This is a genomic window from Streptomyces sp. NPDC014861 (assembly GCF_043081625.1).
In the GTDB taxonomy this organism is placed as follows: Bacteria; Actinomycetota; Actinomycetes; order Streptomycetales; family Streptomycetaceae; genus Streptomyces.
Genome location: NZ_JBIBWV010000004.1, coordinates 63,303 through 85,734, shown reverse-complemented (window position 1 = coordinate 85,734; position 22,432 = coordinate 63,303). Strand labels below are relative to the sequence as shown.

The 22,432-nt window shown below is 75.3% G+C and carries 19 protein-coding genes; 9 read left to right on the top strand and 10 right to left on the bottom strand.

Features of this window, described 5'->3' with window-relative positions:
- Positions 1-78 precede the first annotated feature (78 nt).
- Entirely contained in the window at positions 79-1,083 is a 1,005-nt protein-coding gene (locus ACF1BN_RS09925; protein ID WP_392331096.1) for a zinc-dependent alcohol dehydrogenase family protein, read from the bottom strand.
- A 100-nt stretch (positions 1,084-1,183) separates the two neighbouring features.
- Between ACF1BN_RS09925 and ACF1BN_RS09920 the strand changes: the two genes are divergently transcribed.
- Positions 1,184-2,143, top strand: coding sequence for an AraC family transcriptional regulator (locus tag ACF1BN_RS09920; protein ID WP_392331095.1), 960 nt, complete (start codon positions 1,184-1,186; stop codon positions 2,141-2,143).
- On the opposite strand, the gene ACF1BN_RS09915 is transcribed toward ACF1BN_RS09920, so the two are convergent.
- Entirely contained in the window at positions 2,094-3,467 is a 1,374-nt protein-coding gene (locus ACF1BN_RS09915; protein WP_392331094.1) for an MFS transporter, read from the bottom strand. The genes ACF1BN_RS09920 and ACF1BN_RS09915 overlap by 50 nt on opposite strands.
- A 70-nt stretch (positions 3,468-3,537) precedes the next feature.
- Here ACF1BN_RS09915 and ACF1BN_RS09910 point away from each other — a divergent pair, with 70 nt between their 5' ends.
- The 3 genes from ACF1BN_RS09910 (at position 3,538) to ACF1BN_RS09900 (ending at position 6,613) form a co-directional block, all read left to right on the top strand.
- Entirely contained in the window at positions 3,538-4,608 is a 1,071-nt protein-coding gene (locus tag ACF1BN_RS09910; RefSeq protein ID WP_392331093.1) for a GlxA family transcriptional regulator, read from the top strand.
- 115 nt (positions 4,609-4,723) lie between these two features.
- Positions 4,724-5,440, top strand: coding sequence for a DsbA family oxidoreductase (locus ACF1BN_RS09905; RefSeq protein WP_392331092.1), 717 nt, complete (start codon positions 4,724-4,726; stop codon positions 5,438-5,440).
- Between the two features lie 114 nt (positions 5,441-5,554).
- Positions 5,555-6,613, top strand: a complete 1,059-nt coding sequence (locus ACF1BN_RS09900) for an aminotransferase class V-fold PLP-dependent enzyme (RefSeq protein ID WP_392331091.1) — start codon at positions 5,555-5,557, stop codon at positions 6,611-6,613.
- 175 nt (positions 6,614-6,788) lie between these two features.
- Here ACF1BN_RS09900 and ACF1BN_RS09895 read toward each other — a convergent pair whose 3' ends face one another.
- Entirely contained in the window at positions 6,789-7,292 is a 504-nt protein-coding gene (locus ACF1BN_RS09895) for a MarR family winged helix-turn-helix transcriptional regulator (RefSeq protein ID WP_392331090.1), read from the bottom strand.
- Between the two features lie 132 nt (positions 7,293-7,424).
- Here ACF1BN_RS09895 and ACF1BN_RS09890 point away from each other — a divergent pair, with 132 nt between their 5' ends.
- Entirely contained in the window at positions 7,425-8,492 is a 1,068-nt protein-coding gene (locus ACF1BN_RS09890; protein WP_392331089.1) for an alkene reductase, read from the top strand.
- A gap of 90 nt (positions 8,493-8,582) precedes the next feature.
- On the opposite strand, the gene ACF1BN_RS09885 is transcribed toward ACF1BN_RS09890, so the two are convergent.
- A complete protein-coding gene (locus ACF1BN_RS09885) occupies positions 8,583-9,686 on the bottom strand; it encodes a pyridoxal-phosphate-dependent aminotransferase family protein (RefSeq protein ID WP_392331453.1) in 1,104 nt (367 codons plus the stop codon).
- 86 nt (positions 9,687-9,772) lie between these two features.
- Between ACF1BN_RS09885 and ACF1BN_RS09880 the strand changes: the two genes are divergently transcribed.
- Entirely contained in the window at positions 9,773-10,858 is a 1,086-nt protein-coding gene (locus ACF1BN_RS09880) for an amidohydrolase family protein (protein ID WP_392331088.1), read from the top strand.
- 192 nt (positions 10,859-11,050) lie between these two features.
- Here ACF1BN_RS09880 and ACF1BN_RS09875 read toward each other — a convergent pair whose 3' ends face one another.
- Together ACF1BN_RS09875 and ACF1BN_RS09870 are read right to left on the bottom strand one after the other, a co-directional pair.
- Complete coding sequence (locus ACF1BN_RS09875) at positions 11,051-11,617, bottom strand: GNAT family N-acetyltransferase (RefSeq protein WP_392331087.1); 567 nt, start codon at positions 11,615-11,617, stop codon at positions 11,051-11,053.
- The gene (locus tag ACF1BN_RS09870; RefSeq protein WP_392331086.1) at positions 11,614-13,692 is read right to left on the bottom strand and encodes a penicillin acylase family protein; all 2,079 of its coding nucleotides are present in this window, start codon (positions 13,690-13,692) and stop codon (positions 11,614-11,616) included. The genes ACF1BN_RS09875 and ACF1BN_RS09870 overlap by 4 nt, the downstream gene beginning before the upstream one ends.
- Before the next feature lie 102 nt (positions 13,693-13,794).
- On the opposite strand from ACF1BN_RS09870, the gene ACF1BN_RS09865 reads away from it, so the two are divergent.
- Together ACF1BN_RS09865 and ACF1BN_RS09860 are read left to right on the top strand one after the other, a co-directional pair.
- The gene (locus tag ACF1BN_RS09865; RefSeq protein WP_392331085.1) at positions 13,795-14,514 is read left to right on the top strand and encodes a siderophore-interacting protein; all 720 of its coding nucleotides are present in this window, start codon (positions 13,795-13,797) and stop codon (positions 14,512-14,514) included.
- Between the two features lie 320 nt (positions 14,515-14,834).
- Entirely contained in the window at positions 14,835-15,875 is a 1,041-nt protein-coding gene (locus tag ACF1BN_RS09860; protein WP_392331084.1) for an SCO1860 family LAETG-anchored protein, read from the top strand.
- Between the two features lie 200 nt (positions 15,876-16,075).
- Here the strand turns inward: ACF1BN_RS09860 and cobC are convergent, their stop codons facing one another.
- Complete coding sequence (gene cobC / locus ACF1BN_RS09855; RefSeq protein WP_392331452.1) at positions 16,076-17,632, bottom strand: Rv2231c family pyridoxal phosphate-dependent protein CobC; 1,557 nt, start codon at positions 17,630-17,632, stop codon at positions 16,076-16,078.
- Positions 17,633-17,668: 36 nt separating this feature from the next.
- Here cobC and ACF1BN_RS09850 point away from each other — a divergent pair, with 36 nt between their 5' ends.
- Positions 17,669-18,397, top strand: a complete 729-nt coding sequence (locus ACF1BN_RS09850) for a ZIP family metal transporter (protein WP_392331083.1) — start codon at positions 17,669-17,671, stop codon at positions 18,395-18,397.
- Between the two features lie 2 nt (positions 18,398-18,399).
- Here the strand turns inward: ACF1BN_RS09850 and ACF1BN_RS09845 are convergent, their stop codons facing one another.
- From ACF1BN_RS09845 to ACF1BN_RS09835, 3 genes are read right to left on the bottom strand one after another with little or no spacing between them, the layout of a single operon-like run.
- Positions 18,400-19,743 carry a cobyrinate a,c-diamide synthase gene (locus tag ACF1BN_RS09845; RefSeq protein ID WP_392331082.1) on the bottom strand — a complete coding sequence of 448 codons (1,344 nt, stop codon included), beginning with the start codon at positions 19,741-19,743 and terminating at the stop codon, positions 18,400-18,402.
- Entirely contained in the window at positions 19,737-20,345 is a 609-nt protein-coding gene (cobO, locus tag ACF1BN_RS09840) for a cob(I)yrinic acid a,c-diamide adenosyltransferase (RefSeq protein ID WP_043219477.1), read from the bottom strand. The genes ACF1BN_RS09845 and cobO overlap by 7 nt, the downstream gene beginning before the upstream one ends.
- Positions 20,345-22,384 carry a putative cobaltochelatase gene (locus ACF1BN_RS09835; protein ID WP_392331081.1) on the bottom strand — a complete coding sequence of 680 codons (2,040 nt, stop codon included), beginning with the start codon at positions 22,382-22,384 and terminating at the stop codon, positions 20,345-20,347. The genes cobO and ACF1BN_RS09835 overlap by 1 nt, the downstream gene beginning before the upstream one ends.
- Positions 22,385-22,432: the final 48 nt, after the last annotated feature.

Genomic DNA, 22,432 nt, shown 5'->3' with positions numbered 1-22,432 from the left:
GGGGCCGCCTGGGCCCGGCCTCCCGGGGGCCGCCTGGGCCCGGCCTCCCGGGGGCCGCCGGTGGGTGAGGGCCACCCCCTAGTGCCGCACCCGCACCACGATCTTCCCGGTGTGGGTGTTCGACTCCATCAGCCGGTGCGCGTCCGCGATCCGCTCCAGGCCGTCGAAGACCTCGGCCACCACCGGGGCCAGCGAGCCGTCCCGCAGCCCCGAACCGATGAAACCGGCCGCCAGCCGACGTCCTTCCTCGGTGCGGGCCAGCTCCCCGTTCGCGTACCCGTGGACGGTCTGCGGCCAGTTCCGGGACAGCTCCACCGGCCGCGGGTCGAGCCAGCCGTAGAGCACCGCCGTCCCGCCGGGGCGCAGCGCGTCCCCGAGCCGGGCGAACCCCGGCCCGCCGATCGCGTCGAAGACCAGATCCGCCCCCGCCCCGCCGGTGATCCGGCGCACCTCCGCGGCCAGGTCCTCCGTCTCCGTCGCCACCACGTGCGCCGCCCCCAGCGCCCGCACCGCCTTCCGCTTCGCCTCGCTCCGGGTCACGGCGATCGGCACCGCCCCGACCCGCAGCGCCGTCTGCACCGCGGCCGTGCCCACCCCGCTCGACGCGCCGGTGATCACCACGTGGTCGCCGGGCCGCAGCCCGCCGGTCACCACCATCCCGCCGTACGCGGTGAAGTACGTCAGCCAGACCGCCGCGCCCGTCACCGCGTCCACCCCGGCCGGCCGGGCCACCAGATACTCCTCGGGCAGCACCACCCGCTCCGCGTACACACCGAACGCGCCGAACTCGAAGTTGGCCGCCGCCAGCACCGGATCCCCGGGCGCGAAGGCCGTCACCCCCACGCCGACCGCCTCGACCGTGCCGGCCGCCTCGTAGCCGAGCCGTGAACCCGGCAGCCGCGCCGGGTAGTAGTAGGTACCCGCCCGGAACAGCGCCTCGGCGCGGTTGAGGCCGATCGCCTCGACCCGGACCAGCACCTCGCCGGGGCCCGGCGCCGGCAGCGGCACCTCCTCGACGGACAGCACCTCGGGGCCGCCGAGCTCGTGGAACAGGACCGCCCTCGTCGTCATGTGATCTCCCATGCCTCGACCGTAGGAGCCGCCCCGGAGACGATCCATGTCTCTTTCGCTCCTGGCCATGTCCGATCGTCTCGTCCATGCGCGGAGCGGTACGGTGCCGCGCATGGACGTACTGAGCGACGCCGTCGCCGTCATGCGCACCGGTCGCCCCCACTCCTCCCGCACGGTCCGCTCCGCCCCCTGGGGTTCGCGCTTCCCGCCGAGCGAGGGTGCCGGATTCCACGTCCTCCTCCAGGGCACCGCCTGGCTCCTGCCACCCGCCGGGGCCGACCCCGTCCGGCTCGGCACCGGCGACGTCGTCCTGCTCCCGCACGGCATCGGCCACGGCCTCGCCGACCGGCCCGGCACCCCGCTCACCGACGCCGTCCCCGCCCCCGACGGCTCCTGGCCGAACGACTCCGACCGGGGACCGGTCGGCCCGGCGGACACCCTGCTCCTGTGCGGCTCCTACCAGCTCGACCGGAACCGCGCCCACCCGCTCCTCACCGAGCTGCCGCCCTACGTCCACCTCCCCGCCCGGGTCGGCGCCCACCCACGGCTGCGCGCCGCCATCGACCTGCTGGGGGCCGAGCTCGCCGAGCCCCTGCCGGGGTCCGACGCACTCGTCCCCGCGCTCCTCGACACCCTGCTGATCCACCTCCTCCGCACCTGGTGGCTCGCCGAGCGGGCCGACCGCTCCACCGGCTGGTCCGCCGCGCTCGGCGATCCGGCCGTCACCCGCGCCCTGCGCGCCCTCCACGCCGACCCGGCGCGGAGCTGGACGGTCGAGGAGCTCGGGGCGCTCGGCGGGCTCTCCCGGGCCGCGTTCGCCCGCCGCTTCACCGCCCTGGTGGGCCGGGCCCCGCTCGCGTACCTCACCTGGTGGCGGATGATCACGGCCGGCCGGCTGCTGCGCTCCGGCGACCTGCCGCTGCGGGTGGTCGCCCAGCGGGCCGGCTACACCTCCGAGTTCGCCTTCGCCAAGGCGTTCAAGCGCCAGTACGGCACCGCCCCCGGCCGGTACCGGAAAGGCCTCACCGACCCGCCCGCGGCAGCCGGAGCGACGCCAGGGTCGTCAGGGTGAGCAGCCCCGCGCCGATCAGCAGACTCACCGGAAGCGCCAGGTCGAATCCCCTCGCCGCCAGCGAGCCGAAGACGGCGACGGCGAGCGCACCCGCCGTCTGCCGGGCGGCGTTGAGCACCCCCGCTGCCGTCCCCGCCCGCTCCGCCGGCACCGCCTCCATCAGGGCGGCGATCAGCGGCGGCAGCGAGAACCCGACCCCCAGCGACATCGGAACCAGCAACAGCGCCTGCACCGTCAGCGAGGTGTGCTCGTCCACGGCGAGCAGCGCCAGCAGACCCGACACCGCGACCGCCTGGCCGACCAGGGCGGGCAGCCGCGCCCCGTACCGCGCCGCCACCTTCGCGGAGAGGACGTTGACCACCGCGAGCAGCCCGGTCATCGGCAGGAACATCAGCCCCGCCATCAGTGCCGAGAGCCCGAGCCGCTGCTGGAAGAAGAGGCCGAAGACGAAGATCGTGCCGTAGAACGCCACGCTGTTCGCCGCACCCGCCGCCACCGCCACGGCGACGGTCCTGTTCCGGAACAGGTCCAGCGGCACCACCGGACTGCTCCGTCGCGCCTCGATCCGCAGGAAGGCGGCGAAGGCCGCCACGGCGACCGCGAGCGCGGCACCGCCCTCCGGGCCGCCCTCGATGGCCGCGAAGGTCAGCGCGCCGAGCGCCACGGCCGCCGTCACCTGGCCCGGCACGTCCATCGGCGCGGGCCGCCGCGCCGAGCCCGGCACCCGGACGAGCGGGACCAGCGCGAGCAGCCCGAGCGGAAGGTTGACGAAGAAGACGCCCCGCCAGCTCCACGCCGCCGTCAACGCCCCGCCCGCCACCGGCCCCAGGGCCACCGCGACCGTGCCGCCCGCCGCCCACAGCGCCACCGCCCGCGCCCGCCGCGCGGGATCCCCGTACGCCTCACGCACCAGCGCGAGAGAGGCCGGCAGCATCACCGCCGCCGCGACCCCCTGCACCGCGCGCGCCGCGAGCAGCCACCGAAGATCGGGGGCGAGCCCGCAGCCGGCCGAGGCCAGCGTGAAGACGACGGCCCCCGCGCCGAACGCCCGGCTCGCCCCGACCCGGTCGGCGAGAGCGCCGGTGGAGAGCAGCAGCGCCGCGAAGCAGAGCGTGTACGCGTCCACCACCCACTGGAGTCCCGCCATCCCCGTGCCCCACTCGGCGCCGATCGTCGGCAGGGCCACGTTGACGACCGAGGTGTCCAGGGTGATGAGGGCGAAGCCGAGCGTCGCGGCGACCAGCGCCGGACGGGGTGACGGCGGAGCCGCAGGCGGGGAGGCGGGCGGGGGGACGGATACGGGGTCGGTCTGCGTCGAAGCCATGAACCCACCCTGGTGACCCGCGGTCGCGTACAGTAGTGGCCCGAATGCCAGATGACCGGAGGTTCTGGCCATGCCCTCGCCCTCGCCGGCGCACCCGGCCCCCGGAGCCCTCGCGCCCCTCCCCGGCCCGGTCCCCGCGCGGACCGGACCGGCGGTCCGCCGGGTCGCCGTCATCGCCGCGCCCCCGGTCTCGATGTTCAACCTCGCCATCCCCGAGATGCTCTTCGGCAAGGTGGAGATCGACGGGGCGCCCGGCTACGAGACCGTCATCTGTGCTCCCGACCCCGGTCCGGTCGCCACCACCGGCGGCCTCGACCTGATCGTCCCGCGAGGTCTCGACGCCGTCGACGGGGCGGACACTGTCGTCCTCGCCGGCAGCGGGTCCTACACGGACCCCGATCCCCGCGTCATCGGGGCGCTGCGCCGTGCCGCGGCCGGGGGCGCCCGGATCGCCTCCATCTGCACCGGCGCCTTCGCGCTCGCCGAGGCCGGGCTCCTCGACGGCCGGGCCGCCACCACCTACTGGTCCTACCGCCGGCTGCTCGCCGACCGCCACCCCGCCGTGGACCTGCGCGGCGACGTCCTCTACGTCCAGGACGGCCCGGTCCTCACCTCGTCCGGCTACGCGGCCGGCATCGACCTCTGCCTGCACGTGATCCGCACCGACCACGGCGCCGCCGTCGCCAACACCGTGGCCCGGCTCGCCCTCGTCGCCCCGGTGCGCCCCGGCGGCCAGACCCAGTTCACGGACACGCCGCTGCCGCCCGAGCGGGGGGTCTCCTTCGCCGACACGCGCGCGTGGGTGATGGAGCACCTCGACGCGCCGCTCACCCTCACCGACCTCGCCCGGCACGCCGGGGTGTCCGTACGCACCCTCTCCCGCCGCTTCCGGGCGGAGACCGGCACGAGCCCTCTCCAGTGGCTGCTCCACCAGCGCGTCGAGCGGGCCAGGGAGCTCCTGGAGACGACCTCGCTCGGCATGGACGCCGTCGCGCGGGCGTGCGGCCTGGGTTCCGCCGACTCGCTGCGCCAGCACGTGCACCGCCGCACCGGTCTGACCCCGAGCGGCTACCGCGCGTCCTTCAGCCGGCTGGCCGGGAGGGCCGGCCGCTCCGGTCCGGGCGACGGCTCCGCTTCCTGAGCCGTTCTTCCCGTGTGCTCCGGATCACGTCCCGAGCGTAAACGGAATGCGATCGGGGTCGGACGGCGTTCGTACCGGTACGGACCGCCCGCCACCCCCCCCGGAGAAGGAACCCATGCGCGTAGAGATCTGGTCGGACATCGCCTGCCCCTGGTGCTACATCGGCAAGGCCCGTTTCGAGAAGGGCCTCGCCGCCTTCGCCCACCGCGACGACGTCGAGGTGGTGCACCGGTCCTTCGAGCTCGACCCGCACCGGGCCAAGGGCGACACCGGGCCCGTCCTGGAGATGCTGGCGAAGAAGTACGGCCGGACGCTGGACGAGGCGAAGGCCATGGAGGCGCACGTCGCGTCCAACGCGCACGCCGAGGGCCTGGAGTACCTGACCGACGGCCGCGACCACGGCAACACCTTCGACATCCACCGGCTGCTGCACCTCGCCAGGGAGCGCGGCCGGCAGAACGAACTCCTCGACCTCGCCTACCGGGCCAACTTCGCCGAGGAGCGGTCGGTCTTCGACGGAGAGACCCTGATCGCCCTCGCCGTGGAGGCCGGGCTCGACGAGACCGAGGCGCGGGCCGTCCTCGCCGACGACACCGCCTACGCCGACGCGGTCCGCGACGACGAGCGCGAGGCCGCCGAACTCGGCGCCAACGGCGTGCCGTTCTTCGTGCTCGACCGCTGCTACGGCGTCTCCGGCGGGCAGCCCGCCGAGGTCTTCACCCAGGCCCTGGAGCAGGCGTGGCAGGGCCGCGCCCTCCAGCCGGTCGGTGCCGCCACCCCGGACGCGGAGGCCTGCGGCCCGGACGGCTGCGAGGTCCCGCCGCGCGGCTGAGCGCCCGACGGCCGCCCCCCGCACCGCTCTGACCTGCACGGATAAGCGGCGCTTGGGGATCGTCCATGATCGGCGGGCATTGACGGGCGGTCGGGGGCGGCCCAGGCTGGGGCCATGGACTCCCTCGACCAGCCGCTCGGCGGCGCCGAGTTCGCCCCCAGGCGGACCTACCTGAACACCTCCGCCTGCGGCCTGCTGCCGCGCCGTACCGTCGAGGCGGTCACCCTCCTCGCCGAGGAGACCGCCGACGGGCGTGCCGACGGCGCCGGGAGCTTCGACCTCGTCGACGAGGCCCGCGCCGCCTACGCCCGGATCGCCGGGGTCGCGCCCGCTCGGGTGGCGGTGGGCAGCGCGGTCGCCGTGCACTGCGGCATGATCGCCCAGTCGATGCCGTCCGGCGCCGAGATCCTCTTCCCCGAGGGCGACTTCTCCTCCCTCATCACGCCCTTCACGATCCGCGGCGACCTGAAGACCCGGTTCGTGCCGCTGGAGCGGCTCGCCGAGTCCGTCCGCCCGGAGACCGCGCTCGTCGCCCTCTCCGCCGTGCAGTCGGCGGACGGGCGCACCGCCGACCTCGCCGCCGTCCGGGCCGCCGCCGCGGCGCACGGGGCCCGCACCCTGCTCGACGTCACCCAGTCCGCGGGCTGGCTGCCGCTGGCCGCGGGGGAGTGGGACTACACGGTCGCCGGCGCCTACAAGTACCTGCTCTGCCCGCGCGGCACCTCCTTCCTCACCGTCACGGAGGAGGCCCAGGACACCCTGCTGCCGATCCACGCGGGCTGGGTGACCGGCGAGGAGCTGTGGGTCAACAGCTACGGCCCGGTGCGCGAACTCGCCCGCTCCGCCCGCCGCTTCGACGAGCCGGCCGCCTTCCTCTCGTACCACGGCGCGGCCCGCTCGCTCGCGCTGCTGGAGGAGATCGGCATCGAGCGGATCGAGGCCCACGACAAGGGGCTCGCCGCCCGCTTCCGCGCCGGGCTGCTCTCCGCCGGGCACGAGCCGGTCATGGACGACTCCACGGTCGTCGCCGTGCCGGGCCTCGGCCACCGCGCGGACGCGCTCCGCGCCGCCGACGTCCTGCTGTCGTCCCGCGCCGGCAACCTGCGGGCCTCCTTCCATCTGTACAACACGGCGGCGGACGTCGACCGCGCCCTGGACGTCCTCGCCGGCTAGGGCCCGACCCCTCCGGGGCGGGCCGGATCGTGCGGAGTCGGGTCGGAGCGGGCCGGGTCGTGCCGAGTCGGGCCGGGTCGGGCCGGAGCGGGGGAGCGGCCCGTCGCTCGCCCGGAACGCTCGCCCCGTCGTAGGGCCCGCGCCGGCCCGGCCGACGGCTCAGGGGTTCAGCGGTTCAGCAGTTCAGCGGCGGGCACTCGCCCGCGTCGCCCGCCTCCGCGCGCAGGTTCTCCGCCAGGACGCCGAGGAGGCGGGCCAGCTCCGTCCGCTCCTCCGGGGAGAGGCCGGCCAGCGAGCTCTCCTCCAGGTCGGACCAGGCGCCCTCGACCCCGGCCCGCAGGGCCTGCCCCGACTCCGTCACCTCGACGATCACGGCCCGCCGGTCGGCGGGGTCGGGGGAGCGGCGCACGTGGCCGCACTGCTCCAGGCGCTGGAGCATCTTCGTCACGGTCGACGGGTCCAGGCCGAGCGACTGGATCAGCTCCGACTGGCGGACCGCCCCGCAGTCCCACAGCCGCATCATCATGAGCTCCTGGCCCGGGTAGAGGCCGAGCTCGCGCAGGCGCCGCCCCATCGCGATCCGGTGCGTCCGGGAGACCCGGGCCAGGGACATGCCGACCGGGCCGCCGCGGGCGGCGGACGGCAGCTGCTCGGTACAGACGGGCTCGACTGTGGTCATCGGGGCTCCTCGGGGCGGTTCCTCGCCCCCAGGTTACCGCGACGCGAATTATTGCTTGGCTGGCCAAGGAATGGGTTACAGTGGCGGCACGCCACATACTTGGCCGACCACATATTTGTCCGGGAGACCGTCATGACCACCGCCTTCGACCCCGTCGACCTCGCCGGCGCCCGCCTGGCCAACCGCATCGCCATGGCCCCCATGACCCGCAGCCGCGCCGAGGGCGACGGCCGCCTCCCCACCCCCCTGGTCGCGGAGTACTACGCCCAGCGCGCCTCCGCCGGCCTGATCATCACCGAGGGCGTCCAGCCCACCGCCGTCGGCCAGGGCTACCCCGACACCCCGGGCCTGCACTCCGCCGAGCAGATCGCCGCCTGGCGCGAGGTCACCGACGCCGTCCACGCGCGCGGCGGCCGGATCTTCGCCCAGCTCATGCACGCCGGCCGGATCAGCCACCCCCAGGTCCTCGGCGGCGGCCTGCACCCCGTCGGCCCCTCTCCGGTCGCCCCGGCGGGACAGCTCTACGCCGGCACCGGCCTGATCGACTTCGTCGCCCCGCGCGAGCTCACCGCCGAGGAGATCCACGAGACCGTCGAGGGCTTCGCCCAGGCCGCCCGCAACGCCGTCGAGGCCGGCTTCGACGGCGTCGAGGTGCACGGCGCCAACGGCTACCTGATCCAGCAGTTCCTCGCCACCGGCTCCAACCACCGCACCGACGCGTGGGGCGGCCCGGTCGAGAACCGCATCCGCTTCGCCGTCGAGGTCGTCGAGGCCGTGGCCGACGCCATCGGCGCCGACCGCACCGGCCTGCGGATCTCCCCCGCCAACACCTACAACGACATCGCCGAGACCGACACCGACGAGATCTACCCGGCGCTCGTCGACGCCGTGGAGCCGCTCGGCATCGCCTACCTCCACATCAGCGAGCCCTCGCCCGAGGTCCGCGAACTGACGCTCGCCCTGCGCAAGCGCTACTCCGGCACCCTCATCCTCAACCCGGCCACCGAGGGCCCCACCGGCCCCGACGCCCTGGCCCTGATCGAGGACGGCACCGCCGACCTCGTCGCCTACGGCGCCCTCTTCCTCGCCAACCCGGACCTGCCCGCGCGCCTGAGCGCCGGCGGCCCCTTCAACACCCCCGAGCCCGCCACCTTCTTCGGCGGCGACCACCGCGGCTACACCGACTACCCCGCGCTGTAACCGGCGCGCGGGCACGCGAAAGGGCGGGGCACGCGAAAGGGCGGGGTCCGGCACCGGACCCGCCCTTCGGCACGTACGCACGGACGCCGACTACACCGCCCAGGCAGCGGTGACCGCCCGGCGCGCGCCCTCCAGGTCCACGGTCCGGCCCGCCTCACCGAGCACCGCGCCCAGCGCGGCCAGCGAGGACTGCACGGCGTTCGGCGTCGCGTCCGCCCCGTAGTGGTTGAGCCGGATCATCTCCCCGGACAGCTTCCCGCCGCCCGCGATCAGCGGCAGCGACGGGTCCGCCGCCAGCGCCTTCGCCACCAGCTCCGCCGCGTCCAGACCGGCCGGGGCCCGGAGCGTCGTCGCCACCGGAGCCGCGTCCGCCGCCTCGTGCACATACGGCTCCAGACCCCCGCCCAGCGCCACCGCGCCCGCCCGGGTCGCCGCCGCGGCCGAGGCGTGCCGGGCCATCAGCCGGTCCAGGCCCTCCGCCTCGATCCGCTCCACGCACGCCTCCAGGGCCAGCATCTCCAGCTGCGCCGGGGCGTGCAGCAGCGCCTTCCGGCCGCCGTCGATCCAGCGCTCCTTCCAGTCCAGGAGGGAGAGGTACGAGCGGCGCGGCGCGGCCGGGTTGGCGGCGAACCGCTCCCAGGCCCGCGCGCTCACCGACACCGCGGAGACGCCCGCCGGGCCGCCCATCGCCTTCTGCGCGCCGATGATGCACATGTCCACGCCCCAGGCGTCCGGCAGCACCGGCTCGGCGCCGATCGACGCCACGGCGTCCAGGTAGAACAGCGCGCCGTGCGCCCGCACGACCTCGCCGATCTCCGCGACCGGGTTGGTGTTGCCGGTGGCGGCCTCCGCGTGCACCAGCGAGACGAAGTCGATCTCCGGGTGCTCGGCCAGCGCCCGCTCCACCTGCTCGGCGGTCACCGCCGCGTGGAAGGGCACCGCGAGGTCGACCACGGTCGCCCCGCAGTCGCGCAGCCAGTCGCCGAAGGTCTGCCCGTACGGACCGGTGACCACGTTCAGCGCGGTCGAACCGGCCCGCGCCCCGCTGCGGATGCACCCCTCCAGCGGCAGCAGCGCCTCGCCCTGGGTGATCACCACGTCCTGCTCGGTGGAGAGCAGCGCGGCGACCCGCCGCTCGATGGACGCGAAGTGCGCGGCGGTCATCGGGGCCAGGTCGAGCAGCGGGTGTGTCACGGTCACGGTGGTGCCTTCTCAGGTCGGTGGTGCGGGCCCGGCCAGCGTACGCCCACCGCTCCCGCGGGCCCTCGTACAGTGCTGGCATGAGCGATCACGAGGTGTTGCACGTGAAGGGGCGGGTGCTCGTCGGCCCGGAGGACGTACGGGACGAACTCTGGTGCGTGGGCGGGCGGATCACCTTCGAGCGGCCCGCGGGCGAGGCCCTGACCGTCGAGGGGTGGGCGCTGCCCGGTCTGGTCGACGCCCACTGCCACGTCGGCCTGGACCGGCACGGGCCCGTCGACGCGGCCACCGCCGAGAAGCAGGCCCTCACCGACCGGGACGCCGGCACCCTCCTGATCCGCGACGCCGGCTCGCCCTCCGACACCCGCTGGATCGACGACCGCGAGGACCTGCCGAAGATCATCCGGGCCGGCCGGCACATCGCCCGCACCCGCCGCTACATCCGCAACTACGCCCATGAGATCGAGCCCGCCGACCTCGTGGAGTACGTCGGCCGTGAGGCCCGGCGCGGCGACGGCTGGGTCAAGCTGGTCGGCGACTGGATCGACCGCGAGGTCGGCGACCTCACGCCGTCCTGGCCGCGCCCCGAGGTGGAGGCGGCGATCGCGGAGGCGCACCGGCTCGGCGCCCGGGTCACCGCCCACTGCTTCGCCGAGGACTCGCTCCGCGACCTCGTCGAGGCGGGGATCGACTGCGTCGAGCACGCGACGGGCCTGACCGAGGAGACCATCCCGCTCTTCGCCGAGCGCGGGGTGGCGATCGTCCCGACGCTGGTCAACATCGCGACCTTCCCGCACCTCGCGGACGGCGGCGAGGCCAAGTTCCCCCGCTGGTCGGCCCATATGCGCCGGCTCCACGCGCGCCGGTACGACACCGTCCGCGCCGCGTACGACGCGGGCGTGCCGGTCTTCGTCGGCACCGACGCGGGCGGCTCGCTCGCCCACGGCCTGGTCGCCGAGGAGGTCGAGGAGCTCACGAAGGCCGGCATCCCGGCCCTCGACGCCCTCTCGGCCACCACCTGGCGGGCCAGGGCCTGGCTCGGCCGGCCCGCCCTGGAGGAGGGCGCCCCCGCCGACCTCGTCGTCTACGACCAGGACCCGCGCGCGGACGTCCGCGTCCTCGCCGCCCCGCGCCGGGTCGTGGTCGACGGCCGGATCCTCGCCTGAGGATCCGGCCGGAGCCCGGAGCCCGGAGCCGGAGCCCGGAGCCCGAGGCCCGAGGCCCGAGGCCCGAGGCCCGGAGCCCGAGGCCCGAGGCCCGAGGCCCGGAGCCCGGAGCCCCGGCCGGGCCCGGACGCGAGCCCGAACTCTGGACTCCGGCCCGGACGCGAGGCGGACGCCGGCCCGGACCGTGGCCCGTCAGGCGGGCCGGCGGAGGAAGGCCAGTCGCGCCTTCTTCTCCGGGATGAAGACCTCCGGCAGGTCGACCTCGGGGAGGACGACCACCGGGCCGAGCTCGAAGCCGGCCCGCTCCATGCGGCGTACGGCCTTCTCGTTGTCCGCGTCCGGCTCGACCACGATCCGCCGGTGGTCCCGGAGGCAGAAGCCGAGCAGCGCGGAGATCAGTCCGGCCGTGAAGCCGGGGGAGGGGGCGGCGCTCGGGGCGATGAAGAAGTGGCAGCCGATGTCGCCCTCCTCCACCTCGTAGCACTCGCTCACCCGGTCCGCCTCGGGCTCGTACGTCTGGAGGATCGCGACCGGCTCCCCGTCGAGCTCCACCATGAAGCCGTGGTGGGTGGTGAGCGAGTCCAGGTGCGCGTAGACGTCCCTGACCTGCTCGACGGTGGTGCCGTTCATGCCCCAGAAGCGGGCCCGCTCCTCGTTGACCCACCTGTGCAGGAGCGGCGCGTCCGCGTCCGGGGCGACGGGTCTGACGGTGACGGTGCCGAGGCCCTCGACGGCCTGGACGTGGAGGGGGGCGGTCATTCCTGCTCCTTGGTGAGGCGGTTCCAGTCGGTGGTGACGGGGGCGAGCTCGCCCCGCAGCCACAGGGGGAGTTGGTCTTCGTGGTGCGGGTCCCCGGCCACCCCGGACGCGCCGAACGGCACGATCCAGCCGCTGCGCTCGCGGTCGGCGAGGTCCCACACGTACCGGGCGGCGGAGGCCCGGGCGCTGCGGTCGGTGTAGCCGGGGGCGCTGGAGGTGGAGAGCACGCAGTCGTGGTCGCCGCCGAGCCCGGGGTGCCTGTCGTCGTCGGGGTCGGGCAGCGCCTGCCACGGCGCGAGCCGGTGGGTGGCGCCCCAGACGGCCGGCGGCTCGCCGGCGGCGGTCTCCTCCAGCGCCTCGCGGACGATCCCGGCCACGTCGCCGGCCGGCACGGGCCCGGACACCAGCAGCGTCTCCAGGGCGAGTCCGACCCGGGGCCCCAGGTACAGCCAGGGCCGGAACACCTCGGGGTACGGCGCCGGCTCCCGCAGCCCCGCGAAGACCTCGTGCGCCGCGAGCCGGCGCACCACCGCGCCCCGCACGGCCGCGTACAGACCGGCGTCGGCGCTGTCCGCGTCCATCCGGCGGTCCCAGCCGAGCAGTCGCTCCCGCACCTCGCGGGCGGCGGGCGAGAGGTCGCCGGACGCGGCCCCGACGGCGGCGAGCAGCCGGGCCGCCGCGCGGTTGTCGGTGTCGCGGTGGACGGCGGGGGTGGCCTCGGCGGTCCAGGCGCCGGAGGCGCCCAGCAGCTCGGCGATCCGGTCGGCCCGGTGCGCCGGCGCGAACTCGACGCCGAGCGGGGCGGCGAGCCCGCGCGCGTTGGCCATCACCGCGTACCCGCCCGTCACCTCGGCGCGGGGCAGCGGCGCCGGCTCCGCGGCCCAGCCGTGCCCCGGCTCCCAGGCCGGCACGGGGCGCAGGGAGTTGGCCCGGTCGCGGACCGGGACGTGACCGGCGACCCGGTGCAGCAGTCCGCCCCCGGTGTCGGCGGCGAGCACCACGTTGACCGGCTCCACCCAGGCGTCGAGGGCCGTGTCGACCTCGGCGACGGTACGGGCGGCGAGCAGGCGCGGCAGGACCTCGAAGCCCAGCCGGCCGGTGACCCGGGGCACGTACCGCAGGCTCAGCCCCTCGCCCTCGGCGCCGGGCCGCTCGGGCACCTCGCCCGTGATCACCGGGCCGCGGTCGGTCTCGACCAGCTCGATCAGGACCGGCTCGCCGCCGGCCGTCTCGACCGTCTCGGTGTGCGCGGCGGCCGGGCGCCAGCCGTCGGGGCCGTACGCCTCCACGCCGCCGTCGGCGGTGCGCCGCAGCCGCTCCCGGTAGAGGTCCTGGTAGTCGGCCATCGCGTTGGTGATCGCCCAGGCGACCGGCCCGGTGTGGCCGAAGTGGGCGAGTCCGGGGACGCCGGGCACGGCGAGGCCGACGACGTCGTACTCCGGGCAGGCGAGCCTGATCTGCTGGTAGACGCCCGGCGCCTCGATGAACCGGTGCGGGTCGCCGGCCACCAGGGCCGCCCCGCTCGCGGTCCGCTCGCCGGCCACCAGCCAGCCGTTGGACCCCGCCGTGGCCGGTCCGTCGGCGGCGAAGAGCTCGGTCCACTCCTCGCCGAGGCCGGTCGCCACCTGCTCGCGCCACAGCTTCGTCGGGAAGCCCGCGAAGAGGATGTGCGTGGAGAGCCAGACGGCCAGCGGCGTCCACGCCTCCCATCGGCCGGCGGCCGACCCGGTCGCGGCGAACTCGGGGGCGCGGCGGGCCCCTTCGGCCAGTCCGGCGTTCACCCCGTCCGTGTACGCCCGCACCCAGTCCGCGGTCCGCGGGTCGGTCTCCTCCAGGCGTGCCAGACAGCGGCGCGCGGTGTCCGCGAGCCGGGCCCGCCGGACGAAGACGTCCCAGCCCTGCTCGGCCGCGCCGAGGAGGGCGGCCGAGGTGCCCCGGGCCCGGTGGCGCTCGACCTCCAGCTGCCAGGCGCGGTCGCGCGCGGTGACCCGGCCCTGCGCGAAGGCCAGCTCCTCCGGGTCCCCGGCGCGCAGATGGGGGACGCCGTACGCGTCCCGGTAGACCTCGATGCTCACCCGATCCGATCCCGTCCTGTGCTTCCCGATGCCGTTAGGTTAGGCTGACCTAAATTGATCGCCGACCCAAAGTAACCCATGGGTCCGGGGGAGGAGCACGCGGTGGGGCACGGGTGGCAGGGCGCCGTCCTGAAGCTGATGGGCGCCAAGGACTTCACGTTCACCGTCACGGGGGCCGAGCAGGTCACCGAGGACTACCGGAGGGTCCACTTCACGGACGGCGGGCTGCTCGCCGCAGCCGGGGTCCACCCGACGATGTGGGTCCGGATCTGGTTCGAGAACGCGGGCAAGCCGCACCAGCGCGGCTACACCCTGGTCGACCCCGACCCCGAGGCGGGCACCTTCAGCCTGGAGTTCGCCCTCCACGACGGCCCCGCCAGCCACTGGGCCCGCGGCTGCGCCCCCGGCGACACCGTCGAGGCCACCCTCCAGGGCACCGGCTTCGAGACCCCCGAGCCCCGCCCCGAGCGGCTGCTGGTCGTCGGCGACCCGGCCTCGCTGCCGGCCGTCAACTCGCTGCTCGACGCACACCCGGACCTCCCGGCCACCATCTGGTTCGAGACCCAGCACGCCTCCGACGAGGAGCTGCCCTTCCGCACCGACCCGGCACGCCACGAGCTGCGCCGGGTGCCCCGTCAGCGGTCCGGCGCCGCCCTCGTCGAGCGGGTCAGGGCCGAGCTGCCCGAGCTCGCCGGTCCCGGGGCGTACGTGTGGATCGCCTGCGACACCGCGACCACCCGCGCGCTGGCCGCGTACGCCCGCAAGGAGCTCGCGCTGCCGAAGGACCGGGTGCACGCGCTCGGCTACTGGCGGGAGAGCTGAAGCGTCCTCATCGGGCAGGCTGTTGACGATCCGTGACCTCATCGGGGCGCGGATCGTTTCTTTTGCCCGCGCGAGGACCTCCCGCGCTCCGGACACACCTCCCCGTACGAAACACGCGGGACGAGCGGGAACGGTTGTGTCCTAAAGAATCGAAAAAGAACACGGAAACCCCCCTTTGGAGTGAACTCACGTCAGGCGACTGTCGGTTCACTCTCCGTGCGTAAAGATTCCGGTGTCTCAAGTCGCCGCCGCCGCGCAGATCCACCGTCCCCGTGGTGAGCGGCCGGCGACGCCATGTCTTCTGTGGGGGTTCCACCATCTTGAACAGCAACACCTTCCGCACGCCCGTCCGCCGGACCGCCGCCGCCGCGACCGTCGTCGCCCTGGCCGTCGGCCCCGTCCTCCTGGCGTCCCCGGCCGCCCAGGCGACGGACGGCGAGCGCCGCGAGGGCAAGGCGGGCGCCGTCGTGCTCCGCACCGGACTGGACGTCTCCCTCCTCGGCGAGACCGTGAAGGTCCCGGTCCGCGCCACGCTCAACGAGGTCCAGGCGCCCGAGAGCGAGAACAAGACCGCGCTCAGCGTGAAGGTGCAGGGCGCGGAGGAGGGCGAGCCGATCGACATCCTCACCGCCGACGTCGCCACCTCGACCGCCACCGTCGACGAGCGCCGGGCTGAGGGGTACGTGAACCTCGCCAAGGCGCGTGTCCACGTCCCCGGCCTCCCCGCGCTCGCCCTCGTCGAGGTCGAGAAGGTCACCTCCAAGGCGGTCTGCGAGGTCGGGAAGAAGCCGGTCGCGGAGTCCAACGTCCTCGGCCACGTCCAGGCCCTCGGCAAGAAGGTCACGCTCACCGCGGGCGGCCGCACCCAGCTCGACGTGCCCGCCGTCGGCCGGATCACCCTGGACCTCTCCCGCACCAGCACCACCACCCGCACCGCGGCCGCCACCGCGCTGGAGCTCGACGTCGAGGTCAACCCGCTCAACCTCGGCGTCGCCAAGGTCAAGGGCACGGTCACCCTCGCCGAGGCCACCTGCGAGACGCCCGACGGTCCGGCCCCGACCGAGAAGCCCACCGAGAAGCCCACCGAGAAGCCCACGGAGCGGCCGACCGAGCAGCCGACCGAGCGGCCCACCCAGGAGCCGACCGAGCAGCCCACCGAGAAGCCCTCGCCGCGGCCCACCGAGCCCGCCGACGACGGCGGCATCACCACGAACAACGGCGGCTCGACGCCGACCCAGAACCTCGCCGAGACCGGTGGCAGCTCCGCCACCCCGTACATCGCGGGCGGCGCCCTCGCGCTGCTGCTCGCCGGCGGTGTCGCCGTGGCCCTGACCCGGTCCCGCGCCCGCGCCCGCGGCTGACGGCCCGAGGGGGAGACAGGGGGAACCCGGCAGGGCGGGCGGTGTGACCACACACCGCCCGCCCTGCCCGTCCGTCCGTCCGTCCGCCCGTGTCCGCCCGCTTCCGGGAGTACGCGAAGGCCTCGGCGTCCCGTGGTGCGTGAAGGCCTCAGCCTCCCGTGGTGTGCGAAGGCCTCGGCGTCCCGCCGTGCGTGAAGGCCTCAGCCGCCCAGCAGAAGCGCCTGGTCCAGTGCCTGGAGGAAACGATTCGTCGTCGCCCGGTCCCGGACCGCGAGCCGCAGCCAGTGCCGGTCGAGCCCCGGGAACGTGTCCCCGCGCCGCGCCGCGAACCCCAGCAGCCGCAGCCGCTCCCGTATCGCGTCCGCGCCCTCGATCCGCATCAGCACGAACGGCCCCTCGGCCGCCGCCACCGTCCGCACCTCGTCGAACTCCGCGAGCCCCGCCAGCAGATGCGCGCGCTCCGTCCCGATCCGGTGCGCCGCGTGCTCCGCCTCCGCCAGCGCCGCCCGCGACATGCAGGCCTCCGCCGCCACCAGCGCCGGCGTCGACACCGGCCACAGCGGCTGCGCCCGCTCCAGGAGCGCGACCGTCTCCGGCTCCGCGAGCACGTAACCGATCCGCAGCCCCGCCAGACCCCAGGTCTTCGTCAGGCTCCGCAGCACCACCAGACCCGGCACGTCCGTCCGGCCGGCCAGCGCCTCCCGCTCGCCCGGCACCGCGTCCATGAACGCCTCGTCCACGACCAGGTACCGCCCCGGCCGAGCCAGCGACGCGATCGTCTCCGCCGGATGCAGCACCGAGGTCGGGTTGGTGGGATTGCCGATCACCACCAGGTCCGCGTCCTCCGGCACCGCCGCCGGATCCAGCCGGAAGCCGTCCTCCTCGCGCAGCAGCACCCGGGCCACCTCGTGCCCGGCGTCCCGCAGCGCCGCCTCCGGCTCGGTGAACTGCGGATGCACCACCACCGGCCGCTTCACCGCCAGCGCCCGCGCCAGCAGCACGAAGGCCTCGGCGGCGCCCGAGGTCAGCAGCACCCGCCCGGTGGGCAGCGCGTGCCGCTCGGCGACCGCCGCGCGTGCCGAACGTCCGTCCGGGTACTGCGCCAGACTTGTCAGGGAGTGGGCGATCCGTTCCCGCAGCCAGTCCGGCGGGGTCGCCGTCCGGACGTTGACCGCGAGGTCGATGAGTTTCTCGTCCCGGACCTCGGCGTCACCGTGATGACGCAGGTCGTGGATGTGCCTGCCCATGTGGGGGCTGTCCGTGTGGGTGTCCATGTCCGCCGTCGTGTGGGGGGTGGGGATGTGGGGTGAGTCAGGCTTGCCAGCGATGTACCCGCACGTCAAGGGCAACAACCGTGCGACGGACGTCACTTCGTCCGGACGAAACGGGACAGAAGCAGCTATCGCGCACGTCACGCGCCGCGACTTCCGCTTCGGCACCAGCAGCACCGCCCCCGGCCCCGCCGCCCGCAGCGCCGCCGCCTCCGCCACCGACGCCGTCCCCGTCGCCGCCAGCGGCACCTCCGACGGATGCGGTACGGCCACCCCGGCCAGCTCCTCCGCGGGGAACCCCGCCACCGGCACCCCGAGCCGCGCCGCCGCCGCCGCGATCCCCGGCTCCGCCACCCGCGCGTCCAGCGTCGCGAGCCCCCGCACCCGTACGCGCGCGTGCCCCGGCCCCTCCACCTCGGCGAGCGCCGCCCGCACCACGGTCAGGACCTCGTCCTCCGAAGCGCCCGAACGGGCCCCGACGCCGATGTGCACATCCGGCCCCCCATCCGATAGCAAGGGCCCATGGCAGTGGTCGTCGCGCTCGGCGCGTTCCTGATGACGCTCTTCGGCGGCTGGGTCGCACAGCGCGTCACCGACCGCCGGCACCTCGTCCTCGGACTCGCCGGCGGCCTCATGCTCGGCGTCGTCGGACTCGACCTGCTCCCCGAGGCCCTGGAGGCCGCCGGGACCGAGGTCTTCGGCGTCCCCGAGGCCCTGCTGCTCTTCGTCGGCGGCTTCCTCTTCGCCCACGTCGTGGAGCGCCTGCTCGCCGTCCGCAGCGCCGCCCACGGCGTCACGGCGGGGGAGCGGGTCCCCCAGGTCGGGCTCACCGCGGCCGCCGCCATGGTCCTGCACAGCCTCATGGACGGCATCGCGCTCGGCGCCGCCTTCCAGGTCGGCGGCGGCATGGGCGCCACCGTCGCCCTCGCCGTGATCACCCACGACTTCGCCGACGGCTTCAACACGTACACGATCGCGAGCCTCTACGGGAACGCCCGCCGCAAGGCGGTCGCCATGCTCGTCGCGGACGCCGCCGCCCCCGTCGTGGGCGCCGCCTCGACTCTCCTGTTCACTCTTCCGGAGGAACTTCTCGGCGCCTATCTCGGCTTCTTCGGCGGCGCCCTGCTCTACCTCGCCGCCGCCGAGATCCTGCCCGAGGCCCACCACGAACACCCCGCCCTCTCCACCCTGCTCTGCACGGTCGCGGGCGTCGGCTTCATCTGGCTCGTGGTGGGACTCTCCGGCCACTGAACTCACCCGCAGTGCGCCACGAACCGCGCGGCGACCTCCGGCGACCCCGCCCAGTGCGTGTGCACGTAACTCGCGTGCACCCCGCCCCGCACGAAGCCCTCCACGCGCCGCTCGGGCTGCCGCAGCCCCCAGGCCGCGACCTCCCCGGCACCCGGCTCGATCACCGTCCGGTGGAACTCGTGCCCGCGCAGCCGCGCGCCGGTCGGCGCCAGCACGCTGTCGCTCACGGCGACGGCGTCCCGGTAGCCGAGCGTCAGCCGCTCCGACATCCGCGCGTCCGCCTCCAGCACCCCGCACATCGGCGTGCCGTCCAGCGACCGCGCCAGGTACAGCAGCCCGGCGCACTCGGCCGCGACCGGCGCCCCGCTCGCCGCCAGCTCCGCCACGGCCTTCCGCAGCGGTTCGTTGGCCGCCAGCTCGGCCGCGTACATCTCCGGGAACCCGCCGCCTATCACCAGGCCGCGCGTGCCCTCGGGAAGCGCCTCGTCCCGCAGCGGGTCGAAGGTGACGACCTCGGCGCCCGCGGCCCGCAGCAGCTCGGTGTGCTCGGCGTACGAGAACGTGAACGCCGCCCCGCCCGCCACCGCCACGACCGGCCGCCGCCCCGCCGCGGCCGCCGCCCCGACGGCCGGGCTCCACGCCTCCGTGTCCAGGGCGGGCGCCGACCGCGCCAGCGCCAGCAGCGCGTCCAGGTCGCACCCGGCCCGCACCTGCTCCGCCTGCGCCGCCACGGCGTCCACGGCCTGCGCCTGCCGCTCGGCGACCGGGATCAGCCCGAGGTGCCGCGACGGCGTCGCCACCGCGGGCGCCCGCCGCAGCGCCCCGAGGACCGGCACCCCCGACTCCCCGAGGGCCTCCCGCAGCAGGTGCTCGTGCCGATCGGTCGCGACCTTGTTGAGGATCACGCCCCCGATCCGCACCTCCGGGTCCCAGGACGCGAAGCCGTGCACCAGCGCCGCCACCGACCGCGACTGCGAGGACGCGTCCACCACCAGCACCACCGGCGCCTTCAGCAGCTTCGCCACCTGCGCCGTGGACGCCAGCTCCCCCTGGTCGGCGGCCCCGTCGTACAGCCCCATGACCCCCTCGACCACGGCCAGGTCGCAGCCGCGGGACCCGTGCGCGAAGAGCGGCGCGACCAGCCCCGTCCCGCACATGTAGGCGTCGAGGTTGCGGCCCGGGCGGCCGGTCGCGAGCGCGTGGTAGCCCGGGTCGATGTAGTCGGGCCCCACCTTGTGCGGGGAGACGGCCAGGCCGCGGGAGGCGAACGCGGCCATCAGGCCGGTCGCCACCGTGGTCTTGCCCGCCCCCGAAGACGGGGCCGCGATGACGAGACGTGCTACCACTCGATGCCCCGCTGGCCCTTCTGACCGGCGTCCATCGGGTGCTTGACCTTGGACATGTCGGTGACGAGGTCGGCGAAGTCCACCAGCTCCTGCGGCGCGTTGCGCCCGGTGATCACCACGTGCTGGTGGCCCGGACGGTCCCGCAGCACCTCGACGACCTCCTTCACGTCGATCCAGCCCCAGTGCAGCAGGTACGCGAACTCGTCGAGGACGTAGAACTTGTACCTCTCCTCGGCCAGGTCCCGCTTGACCTGCTCCCAGCCCTCGCGCGCCTTGTCCTCGTGCGACTGCTCGCCCTCGGCGACCTCGCGCTGGATCCAGGACCAGCCCTCGCCCATCTTGTTCCAGGTGACCGTGCCGCCCTTGCCGGTCTCGCCGAGCGCCTTCAGGGCGTTCTCCTCGCCGACCTTCCACTTGGCCGACTTCACGAACTGGAACACCCCGATCGGCCACCCCTGGTTCCAGGCGCGCAGGGCCATCCCGAAGGCGGCCGTCGACTTCCCCTTGCCGACGCCCGTGTGCACCATCACCAGCGCCCGGTTGCGGCGCTGACGGGTCGTGAGACCGTCGTCGGGCACGACGGTCGGCTGTCCCTGCGGCATTAAGCGGCCCTCCTGACAGAGCGGTTGACTTGCGCTTCCCGTACGAGCCCGGCGATCGCGTCGGCGCGCAGCTCGTCCAGGGTGACGGCGGTGCCGCCCAGATCACGGGCGAGGTTCCCGGCGAGACCGAGCCGCACCGGGCCCGCCTCGCAGTCCACGACCACGCTCGCGGTGCCGTCGGCGGCGTGCAGCCGCGCGGCCCGCGCCGCCAGGCCCACCGGATCCGGCCCGCCGGCCGTCGCCCGCCCGTCGGTCACGACCACGAGCAGCGCCCGGCGCGAGGGGTCCCGCAGCCGTTCCACCCGCAGCACGTCGTGCGCCTTCAGCAGTCCGGCGGAGAGCGGCGTACGCCCCCCGGTCGGCAGCTCCTCCAGCCGGGCGGCGGCCGCGTCCACGGAGGACGTCGGCGGCAGCGCCAGCTCGGCCCCGCGCCCCCGGAAGGTCACCAGGCCCACCTTGTCGCGCCGCTGGTAAGCGTCGAGCAGCAGCGACAGCACGGCGCCCTTCACCGCGCCCATCCGCTTCCGGGCCGCCATCGACCCGGAGGCGTCGACCACGAACAGCACGAGGTTCCCCTCGCGCCCCTCCCGGACCGCCTGCCGCAGGTCGTCGCGCCGCACCACGAGCCCGGCCCCGGACCGGCCGCGCGCCCGCTGGTGCGGCGCGGCGGCCCGTACGGTCGCGGAGAGGTGCAGCTTGGTCAGCGCGCCCCGGGGCCGGGTCGCGCCGGTGGTCCTGCCGTGCTCCGTACGGGCCCGGGAGCGCCGCCCGGCGGCCCCGTCCCCCAGTCCGGGCACGCTGAGCATCTTCGTACGGAAGGGCTCGGCGGCCTTCACCGCGGCCCGCTCACCGGACGCGCCCCGGGGCGCGGGCGCGTGCTCGGGCGCCTGGGCCGGCGCTTCCTCCGGCACGCCGTCGGTCTCGGGCGCGGGCCCCTCGCCGCCCTGCGGCGGCACCCCGCCGCCCCCGCCGGGACCGCCGTCGGGCCCGTCCGGCCCCGGATCGGGATCGTCCTCGGGCTCGTCCCCCTTGAACCGCTCCAGGGTCTCGTCGAGCTTGTCCTCGTCCATCCCCGGCGCGTCGAAGGGATTCCGCCGCCGCCGGTGGGGCAGGGCCAGCAGCGCGGCCCGGCGCACGTCCTCGCTCGTGACCTCCTCCCGGCCGGCCCACGCGGCGAGCGCGGTCGCGGTCCGGGCCATCACGATGTCGGCGCGCATGCCGTCCACCTCGAACGCGGCGCAGGTGGCGGCGATCTGCAGGAGTACGGCGTCCCCGAGCGCCACCTTCGGCAGCAGCTCCCGCGCGGCGACGATCCGCTCCCGCAGCGCGGCCTCCTCGCCGGCCCAGCGGGCGGCGAACCCGGCCGGGTCGTCCTCGAACGCCAGCCTGCGCCGCACCACCTCGACCCGCTCCTCGGGCACCCGGGAGGCGGCGACCTCCACGGTCAGCCCGAACCGGTCGAGCAGCTGCGGCCGCAGCTCACCCTCCTCGGGGTTCATCGTCCCCACGAGCAGGAAGCGGGCGGCGTGCCGCACGGAGACGCCCTCGCGCTCGACGTGGGAGGCGCCCATGGCGGCGGCGTCGAGGAGATGGTCGATCAGGTGGTCCGAGAGGAGGTTGACCTCGTCGACGTAGAGGATCCCCCGGTGCGCGGCGGCCAGCAGTCCCGGCTCGAACGCCTTCACCCCGTCGGCGAGCGCCCTCTCGATGTCGAGCGATCCGACGAGTCGGTCCTCCGAGGCGCCCACGGGCAGCTCGACCATCCGCGCGGGCCGGGCGTCGGAGCCGTCGTCCCCGTGCGGCCCGTCCGGGCACCCGGGGTCGGGGGAGGCGGGATCACAGCTGAACCGGCACCCGGCGACGACGGCCACCTCGGGCAGCAGCTCGGCGAGCGCGCGCACGGCGGTGCTCTTGGCGGTGCCCTTCTCGCCCCGCACGAGCACGCCGCCCACGCTCGGGCTGACGGCGTTCAGCAGCAGCGCGAGCCGCAGGTCGTCCATGCCGACGACGGCGGTGAAGGGATAGCGGGTGCTGCTCATCGGACGGTCGCTCCTTCGGTACGTACGGATGCCTGGACCGGGACGGTG

What these genes read in the sequence shown, in the direction of transcription:
- ACF1BN_RS09925 (WP_392331096.1), bottom strand. Translation starts at nt 1,083, where the DNA reads ATGGGAGATCACATGACGACGAGGGCGGTCCTGTTCCACGAGCTCGGC.
- ACF1BN_RS09920 (WP_392331095.1), top strand. Translation starts at nt 1,184, where the DNA reads ATGGACGTACTGAGCGACGCCGTCGCCGTCATGCGCACCGGTCGCCCC.
- ACF1BN_RS09915 (WP_392331094.1), bottom strand. Translation starts at nt 3,467, where the DNA reads ATGGCTTCGACGCAGACCGACCCCGTATCCGTCCCCCCGCCCGCCTCC.
- ACF1BN_RS09910 (WP_392331093.1), top strand. Translation starts at nt 3,538, where the DNA reads ATGCCCTCGCCCTCGCCGGCGCACCCGGCCCCCGGAGCCCTCGCGCCC.
- ACF1BN_RS09905 (WP_392331092.1), top strand. Translation starts at nt 4,724, where the DNA reads ATGCGCGTAGAGATCTGGTCGGACATCGCCTGCCCCTGGTGCTACATC.
- ACF1BN_RS09900 (WP_392331091.1), top strand. Translation starts at nt 5,555, where the DNA reads ATGGACTCCCTCGACCAGCCGCTCGGCGGCGCCGAGTTCGCCCCCAGG.
- ACF1BN_RS09895 (WP_392331090.1), bottom strand. Translation starts at nt 7,292, where the DNA reads ATGACCACAGTCGAGCCCGTCTGTACCGAGCAGCTGCCGTCCGCCGCC.
- ACF1BN_RS09890 (WP_392331089.1), top strand. Translation starts at nt 7,425, where the DNA reads ATGACCACCGCCTTCGACCCCGTCGACCTCGCCGGCGCCCGCCTGGCC.
- ACF1BN_RS09880 (WP_392331088.1), top strand. Translation starts at nt 9,773, where the DNA reads ATGAGCGATCACGAGGTGTTGCACGTGAAGGGGCGGGTGCTCGTCGGC.
- ACF1BN_RS09875 (WP_392331087.1), bottom strand. Translation starts at nt 11,617, where the DNA reads ATGACCGCCCCCCTCCACGTCCAGGCCGTCGAGGGCCTCGGCACCGTC.
- ACF1BN_RS09850 (WP_392331083.1), top strand. Translation starts at nt 17,669, where the DNA reads ATGGCAGTGGTCGTCGCGCTCGGCGCGTTCCTGATGACGCTCTTCGGC.
- cobO (WP_043219477.1), bottom strand. Translation starts at nt 20,345, where the DNA reads ATGCCGCAGGGACAGCCGACCGTCGTGCCCGACGACGGTCTCACGACC.
- ACF1BN_RS09835 (WP_392331081.1), bottom strand. Translation starts at nt 22,384, where the DNA reads ATGAGCAGCACCCGCTATCCCTTCACCGCCGTCGTCGGCATGGACGAC.